Origin of the sequence: Clostridium sp. (genome assembly GCF_051656525.1) — a bacterium.
Taxonomy (GTDB): Bacteria; Bacillota; Clostridia; order Clostridiales; family Clostridiaceae; genus Clostridium.
Window position 1 is genome coordinate 14,686 of record NZ_JBOGCC010000358.1, and the last position, 19,834, is coordinate 34,519.

18 protein-coding genes are annotated in these 19,834 nt (G+C 26.2%); 10 read left to right on the forward strand and 8 right to left on the reverse strand.

The window, feature by feature from the left end:
• Window positions 1–3: 3 nt before the first annotated feature.
• The 7 genes from atpA (at window position 4) to ACRDDY_RS17555 (ending at window position 7,300) form a co-directional block, all read left to right on the forward strand.
• Window positions 4–1,515, forward strand: a complete 1,512-nt coding sequence (atpA, locus tag ACRDDY_RS17525; protein ID WP_438566215.1) for a F0F1 ATP synthase subunit alpha — start codon at window positions 4–6, stop codon at window positions 1,513–1,515.
• 2 nt (window positions 1,516–1,517) lie between these two features.
• Window positions 1,518–2,363, forward strand: coding sequence for an ATP synthase F1 subunit gamma (atpG, locus tag ACRDDY_RS17530; protein ID WP_438566216.1), 846 nt, complete (start codon window positions 1,518–1,520; stop codon window positions 2,361–2,363).
• Between the two features lie 12 nt (window positions 2,364–2,375).
• Window positions 2,376–3,776 (forward strand): F0F1 ATP synthase subunit beta, encoded by a 1,401-nt coding sequence (gene atpD, locus ACRDDY_RS17535; RefSeq protein WP_438566217.1) that lies wholly within the window; start codon window positions 2,376–2,378, stop codon window positions 3,774–3,776.
• A gap of 12 nt (window positions 3,777–3,788) precedes the next feature.
• Window positions 3,789–4,031: a hypothetical protein gene (locus ACRDDY_RS17540; RefSeq protein ID WP_438566218.1), complete on the forward strand. Its 243-nt coding sequence runs from the start codon at window positions 3,789–3,791 to the stop codon at window positions 4,029–4,031.
• A 101-nt stretch (window positions 4,032–4,132) separates the two neighbouring features.
• Window positions 4,133–6,007, forward strand: a complete 1,875-nt coding sequence (locus ACRDDY_RS17545) for a molybdopterin-dependent oxidoreductase (protein WP_438566219.1) — start codon at window positions 4,133–4,135, stop codon at window positions 6,005–6,007.
• 10 nt (window positions 6,008–6,017) lie between these two features.
• Window positions 6,018–6,620, forward strand: a complete 603-nt coding sequence (locus ACRDDY_RS17550) for a DUF445 domain-containing protein (protein ID WP_438566220.1) — start codon at window positions 6,018–6,020, stop codon at window positions 6,618–6,620.
• Window positions 6,621–6,724: 104 nt separating this feature from the next.
• Window positions 6,725–7,300, forward strand: coding sequence for a hypothetical protein (locus tag ACRDDY_RS17555; protein ID WP_438566221.1), 576 nt, complete (start codon window positions 6,725–6,727; stop codon window positions 7,298–7,300).
• A gap of 10 nt (window positions 7,301–7,310) precedes the next feature.
• Here ACRDDY_RS17555 and ACRDDY_RS17560 read toward each other — a convergent pair whose 3' ends face one another.
• The 3 genes from ACRDDY_RS17560 to ACRDDY_RS17570 all read right to left on the reverse strand — a co-directional run bounded on the left by ACRDDY_RS17560 (window position 7,311) and on the right by ACRDDY_RS17570 (window position 10,083).
• Complete coding sequence (locus ACRDDY_RS17560; protein WP_438566222.1) at window positions 7,311–8,129, reverse strand: MerR family transcriptional regulator; 819 nt, start codon at window positions 8,127–8,129, stop codon at window positions 7,311–7,313.
• A 4-nt stretch (window positions 8,130–8,133) separates the two neighbouring features.
• The gene (locus ACRDDY_RS17565) at window positions 8,134–9,147 is read right to left on the reverse strand and encodes an FUSC family protein (protein ID WP_438566223.1); all 1,014 of its coding nucleotides are present in this window, start codon (window positions 9,145–9,147) and stop codon (window positions 8,134–8,136) included.
• A 93-nt stretch (window positions 9,148–9,240) separates the two neighbouring features.
• The gene (locus ACRDDY_RS17570; RefSeq protein WP_438566224.1) at window positions 9,241–10,083 is read right to left on the reverse strand and encodes a patatin-like phospholipase family protein; all 843 of its coding nucleotides are present in this window, start codon (window positions 10,081–10,083) and stop codon (window positions 9,241–9,243) included.
• Window positions 10,084–10,246: 163 nt separating this feature from the next.
• Here ACRDDY_RS17570 and ACRDDY_RS17575 point away from each other — a divergent pair, with 163 nt between their 5' ends.
• On the forward strand, window positions 10,247–13,699 hold the full coding sequence (locus ACRDDY_RS17575; RefSeq protein ID WP_438566225.1) for an AAA family ATPase: 3,453 nt from the start codon (window positions 10,247–10,249) through the stop codon (window positions 13,697–13,699).
• Between the two features lie 40 nt (window positions 13,700–13,739).
• On the opposite strand, the gene ACRDDY_RS17580 is transcribed toward ACRDDY_RS17575, so the two are convergent.
• A complete protein-coding gene (locus tag ACRDDY_RS17580; RefSeq protein WP_438566226.1) occupies window positions 13,740–15,095 on the reverse strand; it encodes an MATE family efflux transporter in 1,356 nt (451 codons plus the stop codon).
• 190 nt (window positions 15,096–15,285) lie between these two features.
• Between ACRDDY_RS17580 and ACRDDY_RS17585 the strand changes: the two genes are divergently transcribed.
• Entirely contained in the window at window positions 15,286–16,605 is a 1,320-nt protein-coding gene (locus ACRDDY_RS17585) for an APC family permease (protein ID WP_438566227.1), read from the forward strand.
• Window positions 16,606–16,648: 43 nt separating this feature from the next.
• Here ACRDDY_RS17585 and fliB read toward each other — a convergent pair whose 3' ends face one another.
• From fliB to ACRDDY_RS17605, 4 genes are all read right to left on the reverse strand, one after another.
• Window positions 16,649–17,803 (reverse strand): flagellin lysine-N-methylase, encoded by a 1,155-nt coding sequence (gene fliB, locus ACRDDY_RS17590; protein ID WP_438566228.1) that lies wholly within the window; start codon window positions 17,801–17,803, stop codon window positions 16,649–16,651.
• A 19-nt stretch (window positions 17,804–17,822) separates the two neighbouring features.
• Window positions 17,823–18,257: a MarR family winged helix-turn-helix transcriptional regulator gene (locus ACRDDY_RS17595; RefSeq protein WP_438566229.1), complete on the reverse strand. Its 435-nt coding sequence runs from the start codon at window positions 18,255–18,257 to the stop codon at window positions 17,823–17,825.
• Window positions 18,258–18,340: 83 nt separating this feature from the next.
• Window positions 18,341–18,817: a glutathione peroxidase gene (locus tag ACRDDY_RS17600; protein ID WP_438566232.1), complete on the reverse strand. Its 477-nt coding sequence runs from the start codon at window positions 18,815–18,817 to the stop codon at window positions 18,341–18,343.
• 17 nt (window positions 18,818–18,834) lie between these two features.
• Window positions 18,835–19,233 (reverse strand): rubrerythrin, encoded by a 399-nt coding sequence (locus ACRDDY_RS17605; RefSeq protein ID WP_438566230.1) that lies wholly within the window; start codon window positions 19,231–19,233, stop codon window positions 18,835–18,837.
• 204 nt (window positions 19,234–19,437) lie between these two features.
• On the opposite strand from ACRDDY_RS17605, the gene ACRDDY_RS17610 reads away from it, so the two are divergent.
• Window positions 19,438–19,834, forward strand: a 397-nt coding sequence (locus ACRDDY_RS17610; protein ID WP_438566231.1) for a hypothetical protein, incomplete at its 3' end; no start/stop codon positions are given.

Genomic DNA, 19,834 nt, shown 5'->3' on the forward strand with positions numbered 1-19,834 from the left:
TAAATGCATATTAAGGCTGATGAAATTACATCTTTAATAAAAGACGAAGTTTTAAAGTACGATAGATATTTACAAACAGTAGATTCAGGGACAATTATAAGCATTGGTGATGGTGTTGCAAAGGTATATGGATTAGATGAATGTATTGAAGGTGAAATTTTAGAGTTTCCAAATGGAGTGCTAGGGATGGCACTTAACTTAGATGAAGATAATGTAGGATGTGTTCTTTTAGGAGCAGAAGAGGGGATAAATGAAGGTGATGATGTTATAAGAACTGGAAAGGTAATGGAGGTACCAGTTGGAGAAGGGTTACTTGGTAGAGTTGTAAATTCTCTGGGTGTTAGCATAGATGGAAAAGGAGAGATTAAAAATTCAGGCTTTAGAAAGATAGAGGAAAAAGCACCATCAATAATAAAGAGAAGCTCTGTAAATGAACCTCTTCAAACGGGAATAAAAGCAATTGATTCAATGATACCAATAGGAAAAGGGCAAAGGGAACTTATTATAGGAGATAGACAAACTGGAAAAACATCAATTGCAATAGATACAATTTTAAATCAAAAAAATAAAAAAGTAGTTTGCATTTATGTAGCAATAGGGCAAAAGCAATCAACAGTTGCAAGTTTAGTTAATAGATTAGAAAAGCTTGGGGCTATGGAATATACTATTGTAGTTTCTGCATCAGCATCAGAAGGGGCACCACTTCAATATATTGCACCTTATACAGGATGTGCAATGGGAGAATATTTTATGGAAAAAGGGTTAGATGCTTTAGTTATATATGATGATCTTTCAAAGCATGCAGTAGCATATAGAACTATGGCACTTCTTTTAAAAAGACCACCAGGAAGAGAGGCATATCCAGGAGATGTATTTTATATTCATTCAAGACTTTTAGAAAGAGGAGCGAAGTTATCAAAAAAATATGGTGGTGGATCTTTAACAGCACTGCCAATAGTAGAAACTTTAGGAGGAGATGTATCTTCATATATTCCAACTAATATTATTTCTATAACAGATGGACAAATATTTTTAGATTCTGAACTTTTTTACTCAGGACAGAAACCAGCGGTAAATGCAGGAATTTCAGTTTCAAGAGTTGGAGGAAATGCACAAATTAAAGCTATGAAAGAAGTATCAGGAACTTTAAGATTAGAGCTTGCACAGTATAGAGAGCTTGAAGCATTTTCAAAGTTTGGAACTGACTTAGATGAGGATACAAAGAACCGTCTTGAAAAAGGGAAAAGACTAGTAGAAATATTAAAGCAAGATATATTAGAACCATTAGATGTATATAATCAAATAATTTTATTTTATACAGCTATAAATAATTATTTAGAGGATATAGATATAAAAGAAATTAGAAAATTTGAAAATGAATTTTTAAAATATATAGAAACTAGTGAGATTTTATTATTAGAACTTTTAAAGAAAGAAAAAAAATTAACTGATGAAATTAGGATTGATTTAGATGAAGCTATAAAATCCTTTAAAAGTAGTTTTTTTGAGAAGTAATTATGAGAGAGATGAGTTTATTAGAAATAAAAAAAAGGATAAAAAGTATAAGAAGTACTCAAAAAATAACAAAAGCAATGGAACTTATATCTATATCAAAACTTAGACGTGCAAAAGAAATAAGAAGAGAGAATGAAGAGTATTTTATAAAGATGGAAGGAATAAAAGAGAAAATAGCTTTTATAGGAAGAAATGAGAGAAGTCTTTTCAAGGAAATAGGAAAGGGAGAAGATATATTATTTATTGTTATAGGTTCTGATTCAGGTCTTTGTGGGAATTTTAGTGGACAAGGAATTGAATATATAAAAAATAATTATAAAAAAGAAAATATAAAGATAATAAGTTTAGGACACAAAGTCGAATCCTATATAAAAAAATATAAGTTTGAAAAATATAAAGAGTATATAGATTTTAATACGAATAGTGAGTTTATATTTTCTAATGAAATACAAAAAATAGTGTTAGACTTATATAAAAATGGAAAAATAAAAGAAGTTAGAATAATTTATAGTAAATATATTACTGGTATAAAAAGTGAAGTTGTAGATGAAAAATTACTTCCATTTAATGTAGAAGTAGATAATATTGAAGAGGTTTATAGTAGTAATAGATGTGAAAAAGAATTATCAGAATTTTTTATAAAGAAATATGTAAAGTTATCAATAATAAAGGGATGTTTAGAATCTAAAATAAGTGAAGAAAGTTTAAGAATGCAAACAATGAATATGGCAAATAAAAATGCTGAAGAAATGCTTAAAAGTCTTAATATAATGTATAACAGAGCAAGGCAAAGTAATATAACAAGAGAACTTACTGAGATAATTAGTGGTGCTGAGGCTCAAAAATAGAGGGGAAAAATTATGATATGGCAAAAAGAGAATTACGGAAAGGTAGTAAAGGTCATAGGACCGGTAGTAGATATAAGATTTAATAAAGGAAGATTACCAAGTATATTAAATGCAATAAAGATAGAGTTAGAGGATGGAAATACATTAATCTGTGAAGTAGAGCAACATTTAGGTGATGATATAGTTCGTACAATAGCAATGGAGGAAACGGAGGGAGTAAGGAGGGGACTATCTGCATTAGATTTAAATACTCCAATTAAAGTTCCAGTTGGTGAAGAAACTTTAGGAAGATTGTTTAATATTTTAGGAAATACAATTGATGAGGAAGAAAAAAAAGATTTTAAAAAGTATCTTCCAATTCATAGAAAAGCACCAAGTTTTGAAGAGCAAATGATAGAGCCGGAAATTTTAGAAACAGGAATAAAAGTTATAGATCTTTTAGCACCATATCAAAGAGGTGGGAAAATAGGTCTCTTTGGCGGAGCAGGAGTTGGAAAGACAGTTTTAATACAGGAGCTTATAAGTAATATAGCAAAGGTTCAAGGAGGTTATTCTGTATTTACTGGAGTTGGTGAAAGATCAAGAGAAGGGAATGACTTATATACAGAAATGAAGGAATCAGGAGTTATAAAAAATACAAGTTTAGTTTTTGGACAAATGAATGAGCCGCCAGGAGCTAGGATGAGAGTAGCTTTAACAGGGCTTACTATGGCAGAAGAATTTAGAGATTTAGGGAAAGATGTACTTTTATTTATAGATAATATTTTTAGATTTTCACAAGCAGGTTCAGAAGTTTCAGCACTTCTTGGGAGAATTCCATCTGCAGTAGGATATCAACCAACTCTTGCAACAGAAATGGGTGCACTTCAAGAAAGAATAACATCTACTAAAAATGGTGCAATTACATCAGTTCAAGCTGTATATGTTCCAGCAGATGATTTAACAGATCCAGCACCAGCTACAACATTTACTCATTTAGACGCTACAACAGTTTTAAATAGAGGTATAGCGGAGCTTGGAATATATCCAGCTGTAGATCCATTAGAGTCAACATCAAGAATTTTAGATAAAAGAATAGTAGGAGAAGAACATTATAAAGTTGCAAATGAAGTTAAAAATATATTAGAAAAATATAGAGAGCTTAGAGATATAATTGCAATTTTAGGGGTAGATGAATTATCTGATGAGGATAAAGTTTTAGTTTCAAGAGCTAGAAAAATTCAAAGATTTTTATCACAACCTTTTGCAGTAGCAGAACAGTTTACAGGAATGCAAGGCAAATATGTGAGGATAAAAGATACAATTAAAGGATTTAAAAAAATATTAAATGGGGAACTTGATGATATAAAAGAATCTGCATTTTTATTTGTAGGAACTATAGATGAAGTTTATGAGAAAAATAAGGGGTTATAAAGGAATTTAGAGATGGAAGAAAAATTTAATTTAAAAATAAGAAGTGGAATAAATATTAAGGTAGATTGTATGGTAGATAGAGCGTTAATTGTAACTGAAAAAGGAGAGTTTACTATATTAAAAGATTTTCATAATTTTTTAGGATGTATAGAAAAAGGAAATATAGAATTTTTTTATCATGGAAAGATAAAAAAAATTCCTATTGAAGAAGGAATTTTAGAATTTAGTGATAATAAATGTGAAGTATTAGAATGAAGGAGATTCAGGTGAATGAAAATTCATCTGAATTTTTGAATAAAGATTAAAATGTGTGATACTATATAATTTAAGAATATCTAAAAGGAGGGGATTTTAGTATGAAGAAGTATAGTAGTGGTTGTACATTAGATTGTTTTGATTGCTGTAAATTTGATGTTTATAAAAATGAAAATGGTGAAATTGAAATAAAAGGTGATAAAAATCATCCATTTACAAAAGGTTTTATTTGCAAAAAAGGGTTATATCATAAAGATATTATAAAAAATGAAAAAAGAATAATTAAACCTCTTCTTAAAGTAAATGGAAAGTTTGAAGAAGTAAGCTTTGATAAGGGGATTAATATAATTATAGAAAAATTAAATAAATGCAAAAATGAAGAAATAATTTATTATGAGCAATATGGAAATGGAGGACTTTTAAAAAGTATTGGAGATATATTTTTTAATTTTTATGGAGGTGTTTTAAAGCAAAAGGGAGGTCCATGTTGGAGTGCAGGAATAAAGGCACAAAAGCTAGACTTTAAAAAGGTTTTAAGACATAGCTTAGAGGATTTAGAAAATAGTAAAACCATAATAGTATGGGGGAAAAATCCAGCCTTCACATCTATTCATGAAATGAAAGCTATTTTAGATGCAAAAAGAAATGGAAGCTATGTTATTACAATTGATCCAATAAAAACAAAAACAGCAAAACTTTCAAATTACTATATAAGTCCAAAACCAAATGGTGATTATTATTTAGCTTTAGCTATGGGAAAGTATATTATAGATAAAAATTTAATAGATAAAGATTTTATAAGGGAGAGAGTGGAAAATTTTAGTGAATATAAAAAAGGTATAGAATCTTTTAATATGGAAGAATTAGCAGAAAAGAGCGGTGTTTCATTAGAGGAAATAGAAAAACTTTCAAAACTTTATACAAATAAGCCATCTACAATTATATTAGGGTATGGACTTCAAAAATATAAAAATGGAGGAAATACAATAAGAGCTATAGATACTCTTGGAATGATAACAGGACAAATAGGAATAGAAGGCGGAGGAGTAAATTATGCAAATAAATTATATGGAGATATTTTAAATTTAGATCCATATGAAAGTTATAAATATGCTAAAAATATAGAGTTTAGTAGTGGAAATATAGGAGATGTAATCAAAAAAGAAAAGGTGAAAATGCTGTTTATAACTAAAAGTAATATTTTAAATCAATTACCTAATATAAATAAGTTAAAGGAAAGTTTTAAAAAGGTAGATTTTAAGGTTTATTTTGATCTTTATATGACAGATACAGCTAAAGAATGTGATTTATTTATACCAAGCACAGCAACTCTTGAAAGTGAAGACTTATTATTTAGCTCAATGACGAATCCGTATTTAATATATAAAGAAGAAGTAATAGAACCAATTAATCCTTTAATGGATGAATATAATTTTTATAATGAACTTGCTAAAAGATTAAAGCTTGAAAATTATCCAATAGATATAAAAAAGAAAGAGTATTTAAATAAAGTTTTAGAACCATTAAATGTAACTGTGGATAATGTGAAAAATGAATATATAACAAAAGAGATAAAAGTTCCATTTAAAGAAAATACAGAAAAATTTAGTATTGGGAATTTTGAAGTAAACAGTGTGGAAAAAAGAGATGGTTTAAGACTTTTAACAAATCACAGTAAAGAGACTTTATTTAGTCAACATTTTATGGATAAAGAAGGAGTTTCAGAATTTTTTATAAATGAAAAAGAAGGATTAAAATTAAATCTTAAAAATAAGGAAATATATAGATTAAAATCAAAGGTAGGAGAAGTAAAGTCAAGGTGTATTATAGATAATAAGATAAAAGATGGTGTAGTTATGATGGAAGTGGGATGGCATGAGAGGCATGGAAATCCTAATTATTTAACAAAAGAAGATACATCAGACATTGGTCTTCAAATAGCTTATAATGAAACTATAATTGAAATAGAAAAATAGGGGGAAAAGGATGATTTTTAAAATTGTATTATTAACAGTAATTGGTGGAATAATAGGTTGGATTACAAATATATTAGCTATAAAGTTAATATTTAGACCATTAAAAGGAATTAAAATATTAAACTTTGAAATAATAGGACTTATTCCTAAAAGAAGAAAAGAAATAGCTAAAACTATAAGTGAAGTTGTAGAGAGAGATTTAATTTCAATAGATGAACTTTTAGAGAAAGGGTTTAAAGAAGAAGATAAGGAAGAACTAGTCATTTTAATAAAGGAAAAAATTATGAACGTTGTTGATGAGAAGATGAAATTTATGCCAAGCTTTGTGTTAACTATGATTAAAGGACCTTTAGAAGAGCTAGTTGGAGAAGAGTTAGAAAAAACTATTGAAGAGACAGTTGATGATATAAAAGAAAAAGGTATAGAAAAGATAAAGGAAAGAATAAATATTGGGACATTAGTAGAAGAAAAAATAAATGCACTAGACTTAGAAGAATTAGAGAATATAATTTTAGAAATATCAAAAAAAGAATTAAAGCATATAGAATTATTAGGGTTAGTACTTGGTGGAGCAATAGGATTAATTCAAGGTATAGTAATAACATTAATTTGAAAATTAACATAATATTCAATAATAATTAAGTTAAGTGTAATTTAAAAAATTTCAAATATGATACTATAGAATATATAAGAAGTCTTTGCGCGAGGAGAAGAAAGATGAAAGTAGGGAAAGTATTAGGTATTATAGGAATTATAGTTTTAATAATTTTAATAATTATTCCTAGAAGTTATTTTGTTAAAAAAGAAGTAGTAAACAGTCAAACTGAAAAAGTAGCTTTAACAAATGGGCCAAAAGAAGTGAATGAGTTTGTAAGTAATATTATAGAAGTACAAGCGATTTCAGGAGATATGGGAAATACTATAGAATATACATTAAAAGATATAATTACACAAAATGAAGCAAGTCAAGTTTTAGCAGCTGACTTTAATGATTTAGAAGAGATTAAAGGAAAGATTATTTCTTTAGGCAATGAATATCCAGAAGAATTAGGAAAAGAGGCAAATGTAGCAGTCCAAAATATAAATAAATTAGAAAATATAACTAAAGAAACATTGCCATATATTCAAAATTACAATGCAGAAAAACTTCAAAGTCTAAGTTCGGAAATAAGTTATTGTTTTAATTATAATGTAGATAAAATAGGTAGATATACTGTAAACCAAGGCGCATATAACAATGAACTTGCAGATATGACATATAAATATAATAATGCTAAACAATATGTATCATAATAGAAAGGAGCTATTGAATTTCAATAGCTCCTTTTGATATAAGAATATGAAAGAGAAAAATTTGTTTATTTTCTTGCAAAACAAATGATTTAGCACTTTTAAAGATAGTAGAAGATATTAAGTTTTTAGAAGAGAGTATACTTTTTATGTAAGAGATACTTTTTTCAGAAGTTCCTTTAAATTGAATATCAATAAATTTAGATTTAATGTGTATCTCATAAATTGTAGAGTTTGAGATAGATTCTAATTCATTAATTAACTTCAATGAAAAATTATCTTTTAAAATATAAATAACATTGGTTTTGTAAAGGTTAGCTGCTAAAGTATATTCTAGATAATATTCATTTAGAAGATTATGATCAGAAATAATTTTAAATAATTTAGTTAAATTTTTAGTTTTTACAGTAGACAAATCAATTTTATAAAAAGATATAGATTTTTCTATAAATTGTAAGTCTGTAAAATTGTAAAGGTTAGTGAAATGAACTAAATTTGTTAAATTACTCTTATTTTGTTTAATATAATCTTGAAGTAAGAGAAGAGATTCAATTTTTTCTGAAATAAGTGTTTCTTGAAGGTCTAATAAATTAGTATAATTATTTAAATTATTAGAAGCAGATACTTTCTTTATACATTCAAGTGTAACTCCAAGTTTTTTTGCGCCTAAAATAAATTTAAGCTTAGTTAAATCATTTGGAGTATATAATCTATAACCTTTATCTGTAACAAAAGAAGGTTTAAGAAGGTCGATCCTATCATAGTAGCGAAGAGTTTCAATATTTATATTGAAAATTTTAGCAACCTCACCTATTAAAAGTTTATTTTCCATAAAACTAGTCCTTTCTTAATTTGAATAGTTTTTCAATATAAGGTTCAATAACAAAAAGTAAGAAAATTAATAAACAACCGAGTATAGTGAAAATAATTCTATAGTATCCTAAAAATAAATGTGTTTGCTGTTTATAAAAAAATGAATCTACAGTAAGAGCAAAAAGTGTTATAAAAATTGCTTGAATATAGTAGTATTTCATAGGATAGATACAGAAGTAAATAGTTATTAAAATTATACCAATATAAATATAAAGTGAGTATGGATTATTATTTAAAATAAATGAAATTAGAATAAATAATCCACTACCTATAAGTGTCCCAATAGTTCTATTTATTAACTTTTTTATAGATAGGTCCTTATCAGGAATAAGAACGACTAAGATAGTTATAGCAAGCCAAAGGCCATGATATTCATAAAAGTATACCATTGTAAAAATTGCTATAGTAAATAAAATTGAACTTAAAATATTAAAACGGAATTTGAACTGTTTAAATAGCATAAATTCTATGTCATCTATATCCGCTTTAATAGTTCCTTTAATTGTATCTTTAGCTTTCTTAAAATAAATCTTTCTAGTTAAAAGATAGTACATAACTAAAATCAAAAAAGAAGAAAGAGCCAAAGAAAAAATTAATTTAGGATAAACATTAAAAGGGACTTTTAAATATATTATAAACATATAAAGATAAAAGAATCCTTGTGTCCTAGGTGATTTTTTATAAGTTATATGTATATTATTTATAATTAATCCAGCAATAAAGCTTACTATTATAAGTGAAATAAGGTTTATTCTTGCAAATAATGTTAAAATAAGTATAAAAACTTGTAAAAGAAAAATGCTTAGAAATTCAGAAATCTTTCTATAACTAATATCTTTATCAAGTAGAGAAACTATCATGAGAGCATCACAGACACCAGAAATAATTCCATATCTTCCAAATAGCATATATGAAATTCCAACCATGAAAATTAGTATACAAAGCAGTGTTAAAGTTAATATATGTTTCTGTTTCATATTTATCATCTCCTAATAAATATGATAATAAACCATTGAGTTACTAAAGGGTCAATGAATAAAATATAAATAAAAAAGAGCAAAATGCTCTTTTTATTTATAGAGATTTTTAATATCATTCATTCTAGAGATAGCAAGTTTATAACCATTATTATAGGCTAAACGTAATTTATCTACATCTTTTTCAAAACTTTCTACTTGAGTTTCGATAGTAGGTCTTAAAATAATAGCTTTACCTTCTTTTTCAAGCTGTTCACAGAAGCGAACAGTTTGGTTATAAGTATTATGTCTATTTAAGAATAGTGGAACTAAATTAGGATATTTCTTTTTAAGAACTTTACCTGCAAGTTTTGTACTTTTACTTAAAGTTTTTCTATAAGAATCTGGTCTAGTTAAAATTATTAAATGTTTAGTGTTTCCATCAGCAATAGCCTTTTTTATTGGAATTGGATCTGCAAGTCCACCATCAAAATAAGGGATTCCATCTATGGATATAGCAGGGAAAACTAATGGAATAGCACAAGTTGCACGAAGCATTGTGCATTTAGGGTCAAGATTGTGTCCATCTAAATATTCAGATTTTCCAGTTAAAGCATTTGTAACGCCAACTAAAACTGTACCTTTATATTCTGAAAAGGCTTTTTCATCAAATTTATTTAATTCATTTGGAATAGTATCAAAAACAAAATCTAATCCAAATAAACTTCTACATTTTAAAAAATTTCTAGCACCTAAATATCTTTTGTCATTTCTAAAACTTTCTAATATCTCTAGATTCCTTTTTTTCTGCCTAGACAGATATGAGAAAGCATTAGTAATACCAGCGGACACACCAATACAATAGTCAGGCATTATATTATTGTCTAAGAGAGCATCCATTATTCCAGCACTAAAGATTGGTCTAAAGGTTCCTCCTTCTAAAATTAAGCTTACCATTAAAAATCCTCCTTAAAATTATGTATATATAAAGTATATATTCTTGACATATATAAAACAATAAATATAAACAAATTTATAAAAAAAGCTATAACTATTGAAAAAAGGTAAATAAAAGTGTATATTATTAATTAATAATAATTATCCACAAAGGAGCGGGAGTATGGAAAATATAAGTAATATTTTAAATAAAGAGTTTATAGGCCAAGAAAGTTTGATAGAAGGATTAAGTAATTATTTTATTAATAAAATAAATAATGATAATAAAGGAATAATTTTAATACTAGGGGAAAAAGATACAGGAAAGAAAACTCTAGTTAAAGAAATTTTTAAGCTTCTTAAAGAAGATGGAAAAGTAAAATCTAGTGAAATAGATGTAATAGATGTAGCATCCTATAATTTTAATTTTGGAATAAATGCATTTTTAACAGATTTATATAAAGTACTAAATAATAATTCAGAGGGAATAATTTTTAAAAATATAAAAAAGGGTAAAAAAGAAGTGTTAGAAATATTAAGTAATATTCATCCTAATACATGCCTAAATCTTTTAGAGAATTATAAAATGAAAAATGAAATTTTAGTGGAAAGAGAAGAAGGTGAAAAATCAGAATTAGATAAACTTATTTGTCATAATAAATTTTTTATATTTGTTTCTGATGATGAAAATTTAAATATAGATGAATTCTTAGGAAAAGATTTTTCAAAAAGAATAGATAAGGTATTTAGAAGTAAAAAATTAAGTCTAAATGAAAGATATTTAGTTATAAGGAAAATTTTAGCTACAGTTGTAGAAGATATAGAAGATACATATGGAGCTGATGTATGGATAAATTTAAATGAAAATATGGATGAAGATAAATATAACCTATGTAAGTTTATATATGATAGTTTTAAATCAGATGAAGAGCTAGATATAAAAAGATATATAGACTATAAGTTATCAAAACCAGTTAAAAATTTAATAAATATAGGAACTATAAATCCTAAAAATAGAATTATGATATATAGAAAAGAAGAGTATATTTATTGTAGTGATGGAAATGGTGAATATAAATTAAATGAATTTTCAGATACTACTTTAGAAGAAGCTAAATATAAGTTAAATTCAATAACTGGAGTAAAAGAACTTAAAGATTTTATTGAAAATATAGAAAACAATGTTAAAGTACAAAAAATAAGAAAAAAAATGGGACTTAAAGTTACGTCACCTTCATTAAATATGATTTTTGCAGGAAATGCTGGTACAGGAAAAACTAATGCAGCAAGAATAACATTTGAATATTTAAATGCATTAGGACTTTTATCTAAAGGAATATTTAAAGAAGTAAGTAAAAGTGATTTTGTAGCAGAGAATATCAATGATGTAGCAAAAACTACTATTGATGTAATAAATTCCGCTATAGGCGGAGTACTTTTTATAGATGAGGCTTACTCACTTTGTGAAGGTGAAAGTGATAAAGTTGGTAAAGAAATTGTAGATGCATTATTAAAAGGAATAGAGGATAATCGTGAAAATCTTGTAGTTATTATGGCTGGATATGAGAAGGATATGGATAAGTTCTTAAGTATAAATCAAGGACTTAAATCAAGATTTCCAAATACAATACATTTTTATGATTATACACCAGAAGAAATGTATGAAATAGCTATAAATATTGCTAAGAGCAAAGGATATAGAATTAATCCAGAAATAAAGAATGATTTAATTGAGTTATTCTATAAAAATCAAATTGGCGGAAAAAATGATTTAGGGAATGCTAGATTTGTAAGAAATATAGTTGAGAATGCTATTTTAGATGCATCTAAAAAATATATTAGTGGAGTAGAAAAAGCACTTGATATATTAGACTTTGAAAACTTTAACTTTAAAATCAAAACTAAGTTTAATCTAGAAGAAAAACTTAAAGGAATTATAGGGCTTGATAGTGTTAAAGATCTTTTAAGAAATCAGTATAAACTTATAATTGCACAAGAAAAAAGAAAATCAGTTGGAATACATACTGAAATAGATCAAAATTTAAATATGGTTTTTGCAGGAAATCCAGGAACAGGAAAAACAAGTATAGCAAGATTAGTTGCAGAAATGCTTAATAGTATAGGACTTTTAAAAACAGGGCAACTTATAGAAACAGATAGAAGTAGTTTTGTAACAGGAGAAAAAGGAAGTACTGCAAAAAGAACAGAAGAAGTATTTAAAAAAGCTATAGGTGGAGTATTATTTATAGATGAAGCTTACACTCTTGCAAATGATGAACTTGGAATAGAAGCTATAGAAACTCTTTTAAAACTTATAGAGGATTATGGAAATGAAGTTGTAGTTATTTTAGCAGGATATGAGAAAGAACTTGAGGACTTCTTTGATGTAAATATAGGATTAAAATCAAGATTCCCAGTATGGACTACTTTTGAAGATTATAAGCCAGAAGAACTTTTAGATATGGCTATTAAAATAATAGAAAATAAAGGTTTTAAATTATCTAAAAATGGATATACAGCTTTAAAGAAAAGCTTTGAAAATATATATGAAGAATCAGATGCTCAATCAGGAAATGGGCGTATGGTTAGAAATTATGTAGAAAATTTAATTAGAATAGAAAGTATTAGAATTGCAGAAACAGATGTAAGTACAAATGATATGAATTTAATAACTGCAAAAGATATTGAAAGTAGTAATTATTCTACTAGAAATAAAATTGATATTAATGATTTAAGTGAAAAAATAATTGGAAGAGAAAAAGAAAAGAGAGTATTTAAAAATATAGAAAGTTTAATAAGACTCAAAGAAGTTAGAAGAAGAAAAGGAATAGAAAGTATAGTATCTAAAAATTTAAATATTCTTATTAGTGGAAATGAAGGAACAGGTAAAAAATTATTTGCAGAAATATTAAGTGAAGAGCTATATTATTTAGGAATTACTAAAACTAAAGGAATGGTTAAAGTAAAAGGAATTGAACTTATAAAAGATTTAAAAGAAAAAGGAATAGATGGAATTTTAAACAAAAGTATTGGAAAAACTGTCTATCTTTATGATTTAGCTTCACTTATAGAGGAAGATGTAAAGGGATATTATATGAGTGAAATAATATCATTTATGGAGAAGAATAACGGAAAGATAGTTATTATATTAAGTGGATATGAAAAAGAGATAAGAGAGCTTTTATATAGAAATATAAAACTTGGTGGAAGCTTTATAGAATATATAAAATTAAATGATTATAGTACTGATGAAATAGAAAAAATTATAATAAATAAATTATCTCATAGAGGATTTAATATAGAATCTGATGAAAAAATTCTTATAGAAGATACAATAAAAGAGATTTATGAAGATGAAAATATAAATGTGAAAAATGGTATCTTAGTTAAAAACTTTATAGATTGTTTAACTAAGATACAGGGTTATAGAGTAGGAAGTGAAAAACTTTCAATATATTTAAATTCAAAAATTGAAAAAATAGATATTTTAGAGTGTAAAGAATGTTTTAAAGAAAAATATAAAAAACCTATGGAAGAAAAGAAAGAAGAAAATATGGATTTAGAAAAGTTATTAAAACTTAAAGAATTATTAGATTTAGAATTAATAACAAAAGAAGAATTTATGAAACTTAAATAAGAGAAATAGGGAGACAAAAATTTTTGTCTCCCTATTTTTATTAGTTTACTTCTAGATTAATAGATACAGAAAGATTTTCTTTTTTCTCGTAGCAATTTTTTAGGTAAAAAGAAATTAGGACAGTTATAAATTCAGAGAAAGGAATAGTAAGCCAAACCCCAGCTAATCCAAAGATTTGAGGAAATATTAAAATTCCTATAATAATAAAGATTAAGCCACGACTTAAAGCAATTATAATAGATTCTTTAGCATAACCTATAGCTGTAAAATAAGCAGAACCTAAAGCAGGAATACTACTTAATAAAAAGGCAAAGGCATAAATTTTAGATCCATCAGTAGCTAATGTAATAGCTTCAATATTATCGGGTACAAATATTTTTACAAGAGGCTCACTAAAGAAAAATATACAGATAAAAGTTAAAGCTCCAACAAAGAATGAAATTTTTATTGATAGATAAAAAATAGATTTTACACGTTCAAATTTTTTAGCACCATAATTATAACTAATAATAGAAGATATTCCATCAGTTATTCCATAAATAATTAGCATACCAAACTGGGTAACATAAGAGATACTAGAAAAAGCAGCAACTCCAGATTCACCAGCAAACTTTATAAAAGCCATATTAAATAAAAAAGCAGATATAGCAGCTGAAATAGAAGCAAAGGCTTCTGATGAGCCATTATATAAAATAGGGATAATAGTTTTTTTATTAAAAGATCCTTTAAAAATATTAATTAAATTAGAGGATTTTAAAAGAGGTATTACAACAATAAAAAATACAGATGAATAAGAAATTCCAGTAGCTAAAGCGGCTCCCATTATTCCAAGTTTTAAAATTTTAATAAGAAAAAAGTTTAAAGTAATATTAGTAATAAGACTTAAAATCATACCTTTAAAATAAAGGTCAGGTCTTTCAATTAACCTGTCTGAAAATCCAAATAAAAAAGCAAGGGACATTGGCAATATACAAAAAGAAAGAGTTTTAATATAAATACTAACATCATTTAAAAGAAGAGGACTAGCTCCTAAAGCTTTACTAATAGAGGTACTAAAAAAGACTCCTGTTATAGTAAGAAAAATAGATGCTATTGTTAAAATAATAGTAGATGTTTTAAAAATATCTTGAGTAAGTTTTTTATTTCCCTCACCTAAACTTCTGCCCATATAACTTAAAGCACCAACACTAACAAGCATAGAAAGCCCAATAATAATTTGCATAAAAGGTGCTCCAATTGAAATACTTGCCATAGCATTAGATGAAATAAAATTTCCAACGAAAATTCCATCAATTACAGATTGCATACCAGCAATTAACATTGCAATTATGGCTGGCATAGAAAATTTAATGAAAAGCTTACTAATTTTTTCAGTTCCTAAAATATTTTCACTCATAAAATTCCTCCATAGTTTTAATTATTTACAAGTTAAAGTATAAAGGTTGGAGTAACCCTAAGGTCAAGAAGAAATTTTAAATAAAATGTAAAAATATAAAATTAGAGAAGAATAAAGTGAACTAAAATTGACAAATTTCATATTTTTGATACAATTACATTTGGGTAAGTAATAAATAGGGGGGATTATATTGGAAGAAAGAAATATGAAAAAAGAAATAAGTCTATTCATGGCTACAATGCTTGTTTGTGGAAATATGATTGGGTCTGGAGTATTTATGTTACCAGCCACACTTGCAAGTGTTTCAGGACCAATGGCAACAATGATAGCATGGACAATAACAACAATAGGATCTATCTTAATAGCCTTATCATTTGCTAATTTAGGTTCAAAGTATCCAGAAACCGGTGGAGCTTATCAATACACCAAATCAGCATTTGGAGAATTTGCAGGGTTTTTAAGTGCTTGGCTTTATTGGAATGGATCATGGATAGGAAATGCAGCAATAATTGTAACTCTTTCAAGCTATAGTGCAGCAGTTATTCCAGCTTTACATAATCCTCTTATATCGATAATATATACAAGTGCAATTCTTTGGATTTTTACAATAATAAATATTATTGGGGTAGAAAAAGCAGGAAAGCTTCAAAGCTTTGCAACGGTATTTAAAATTGGATTCTTTGTAGTGTTTATAATAATAGCATTTTTAAATTTTGATCCAAATAATATAATACCATTAATCCCAGAGGGAAAAGGACTTAATACGATTCCACTGGCTGCAACAGCTACACTTTGGGCATTTGTAGGAATGGAAAGTGCTACAGTTACAGCAGGAGAAATAAAAAATCCTAAGAGAAATGTAAAAAGAAGTACAATATATGGAATACTTATAGCATCAGCTATTTATATTTTAATAAGTTTTGCATCAATGGGGGCTATGTCAAATGTGGAACTTTCAAAAAGTTCAGCACCACTTACAGATATTTTAACTAAGATACTTGGAAGCTCAGTTGGAAAGCCTATAACAATTGCAGTAGTTGTATGTATTCTAGGGACAACTATTGGATGGCTTTTATCAACAGCAAGAGTTGCATATGCAGCAGGACAAGATGGAGTATTTCCAAAATTCTTTGGGAAATTACATCCTAAATATAAAACACCAGTAAATGCATTAGTTGCCGGTTCTATTTTAGTAAACATATTATTAATAATGAATTATCAACAAAGCATGGTAGATGCATTCACATTTATAACAATACTTGCAACACTGTCATTTTTACCAGTATATCTTTTGACAGCAAGTGCAGAAATAATGTTAATGTTTAGAGGGGCTACAGAATTTAACTTTAGGATATTTATAAAAAAAGCAATAATACCACTATTAGCTTTTGTATATGCAATTTGGACAATCTATGGTTCAGGAGCAGAAATAGTAATGTGGGGATTCATACTATTGCTTTTAGGAATTCCATTTTATATTTATAATTATTATAGAAGCAAAATAAATTAATCAATATTAAAAAGGCACTATGAAATTTCATAGTGCCTATTTTTTAAATATTAAAATCTATTAGATTTAATATATTAACTAAGCTAAAGCTATCTTCATTAGAGAAAAGTTCTTCCATTGAATCTATATTTTCTTCTAGATGCTCAATATTTTTAGAAAAGGTATAGAGTATTTTAACAAATTCAGCAGTTGTTAAAGAATTATTTTGTATCCAATAGATGATAGACAACTCTCTAATCATAATAAAATTAACTAATGAAAGTTTAATTTTATTTAAAGAATTGAAATCAAAAAAACTTTTTAGAAAATATCTAAATATAAAATATACTAAGATGTTTTTAAACATATAATTTCTTTCTTTAAAATAATTTTCAAAAAGACTTCTTTTCTTTAAATAGAGAAATTTTTTTTCTTTTAAAAAGGTAAGAGCGTCTAAAATTCTTAAGGAATCATTATTATTTAATTGTTTAAGATCTTTAAAGACTTCAAAATAAGAAAGTATTTTATCATAATTAACTTCTTGTTGTAAGTTATGTAAAGATTTATTTAAAAAATGATCTTTAGAGAAAGAAGAATATTCATTTATTATAAGTGGAATTTCTTCAATGTAGTCTGAATCAATTTTATTTTGAATAGCACTTGTGAATTTAAAGATTAGTGATATTTTTTCTTTAAATAAAAGAGTTTTATCATCTAAAATTTGAAAAATTAAGTTTCTAGATTGTAGAAGATTACTTAAAAAATTCTTATCAAAATCTGATGGATTTCCAATAAATTTTTCATCATTATCTTCAATGTTAAAGTTTATAGGAGAATCTTCTTTTATAATTATTCTACAAGCTTCAGGACAGGAAAGTGATAGTCCCATTTCTCTTAAATCTAAAAAATCTTCTATAAACCGAGGATATTTAGAGCAAGTATAGCAAAGGCTATCTTTTCCTAAATTAATATAAAGGTTGCATGTATTATCTTTATTTAAAAAAGAACATCTATCTTCTTTTAATAAAAATATATTCTCACCTTCAGAATTTTTAGTAAGATTACTTTTTAAGGTATCTTTAAAATCAGTCTCTACATTTTCATATTTTTTGAAAGAGTCATTATCGATAACAACTTCCCAGTTAGCACAACAGGTAGATTCACAATCTCCAGCAATGCAGGTAAAACTATTAAAATAATTTGGAATACGTATTTTCATTAGATGTACAAGACCTCCTTTAATCTAGTGACTTTTTAATTAAATTATCTAAGATGATTTTTAAATCCATTAAGTCTTTAGTAGGTATTCCCGCTGAACAATAAATTTCTAAGGGAACATTCTTCATTTTTTCCTTAAGAGTCATTCCGGTCTCTGTTAATTGAACTAAAACAATTCTATCATCAGATTCACTTCTATATTTTTTTACTAAACTCATAGATTCTAGCTTTTTTATTACAGGAGTAAGTGTTCCAGAGTCTAAATATAGTTTTTGTCCTATTTCCTTAACACTTAGAGTTTTATATTCCCATAAAACAAGCATAGTAATATATTGAGTATATGTTAAATTATATTTACTTAAGATAGGTTTATATTTTTTTATAATACCTTTTGATGCAGCATACAAGCTAAAGCAAACTTGATTTTCTAATTTTAAAATTTCATTATAATCCATTATTATTCTCCAATATTAAAAATTATCATATAAATAATATACCTCAACTTAAATTTTTTATAAAGTTAAGTTGAGGTATATTTTTATTTTAATAAACTTTTTATATCTTCTTCTATATTTGAAGGCTTTACAAAAGGAGAATATCTTTTTACTACATTTCCTTCTGAATCGAGTAAAAACTTAGTGAAATTCCATTTGATTTTACTAGTAACTAATCCTTTTTGTTCTTTTTTTAGAAATTTATATATTGGGTGTTCATTAGTACCATTAACATCTATTTTTTCAAACATAGGGAAGGTAACACCATAATTTAATTGACAAAAATTATTTATTTCAGCATTACTCTTAGGATCTTGATTTAAAAATTGATTACATGGGAATCCTAAAATAGTAAAATCTTTTTCCTTTAAATTCTTATATAACTCTTCTAGTTCAGAAAATTGAGGTGTAAAGCCACACTTACTAGCTGTATTTACAATTAATAATGTTTTCCCTTTGAATACAGACATAGGAATTTCTTCTCCACGGATATTTTTAGCAGTTAAATCATAGAACATAATATTAAAACCTCTTTAAATTAAAATTTTTTTAGTATAACTTGTAGTAGTTTTTCATGACCTTTTTCATCTAATGCAGCACTTTTTACTAAATCAGCAGATTGCACTAAGCCTAATGAACGTATTTTTTCTGATAATTCTAGTATTTTAGGATAAGCACTTTCTTCTTCTTTTGCAAACATAGGTAAAATAGACATAATATCTTCACTCATTACACCATTTAGGTAAGAGTATAAACCGCTATGTCTTGCTTCATCAGAGCCAATTTTAGAAAGGGTTTCGGATAATTCATTATTTCCATGTTCCTTTGCAATGTGTGCTAATGTAAAGTACATTCCTGCAGCCATTGCTTCGCCTTTAGCTAATTCTTCTATTGTTTTTTCTAATTCAGTTCCTTTAGTTGAACCATATATTTTCATAATAATACCTCATTTCATTTTTAAATTAAATTGTGTACAATTTAATTGTATAATATTAATTTTAGAAAGTCAAATGATAAAATTAAATTAAAGGAGATTATTATAAGATATATTGAGTTCTTTTTTAAATTTAATAATTTAATAGTAATACTTTAAATTATTAAAATGGTATAATATAAATAAAAGAAAGAAGGTAATGTTAAAATGACAAAAGAAGAAAAATTAAGAATTTATATGGAACTGTTTAATAATACAAGAGGAAATAAAGGAAAAATTTTATTAAATGAAGCAGTAAATAATACAAGAGAAAACAAAATAAATAAATTAGATAAATATATTTCAAAAATAAATTTAAATATAGCAGGTTTTGGTGTTAAGTCTATAGAGGAAAATGAAATTGTTTTTATAAAATATGAGGAGAATTTAGAGGAAGCGGAAGAATTACTTTTAATATTTAAAATTAAAGATGAAGGAAAAGTAAAAATATATGATTATCATAATAATGAAGTATCTTCAGTAGGAGCTGCAATAGAAAGAGCAAGAGGAGCAAAACTAAAAAGATACTACTATATTGAAGTATTTAGAGAATACAATTTAAGTA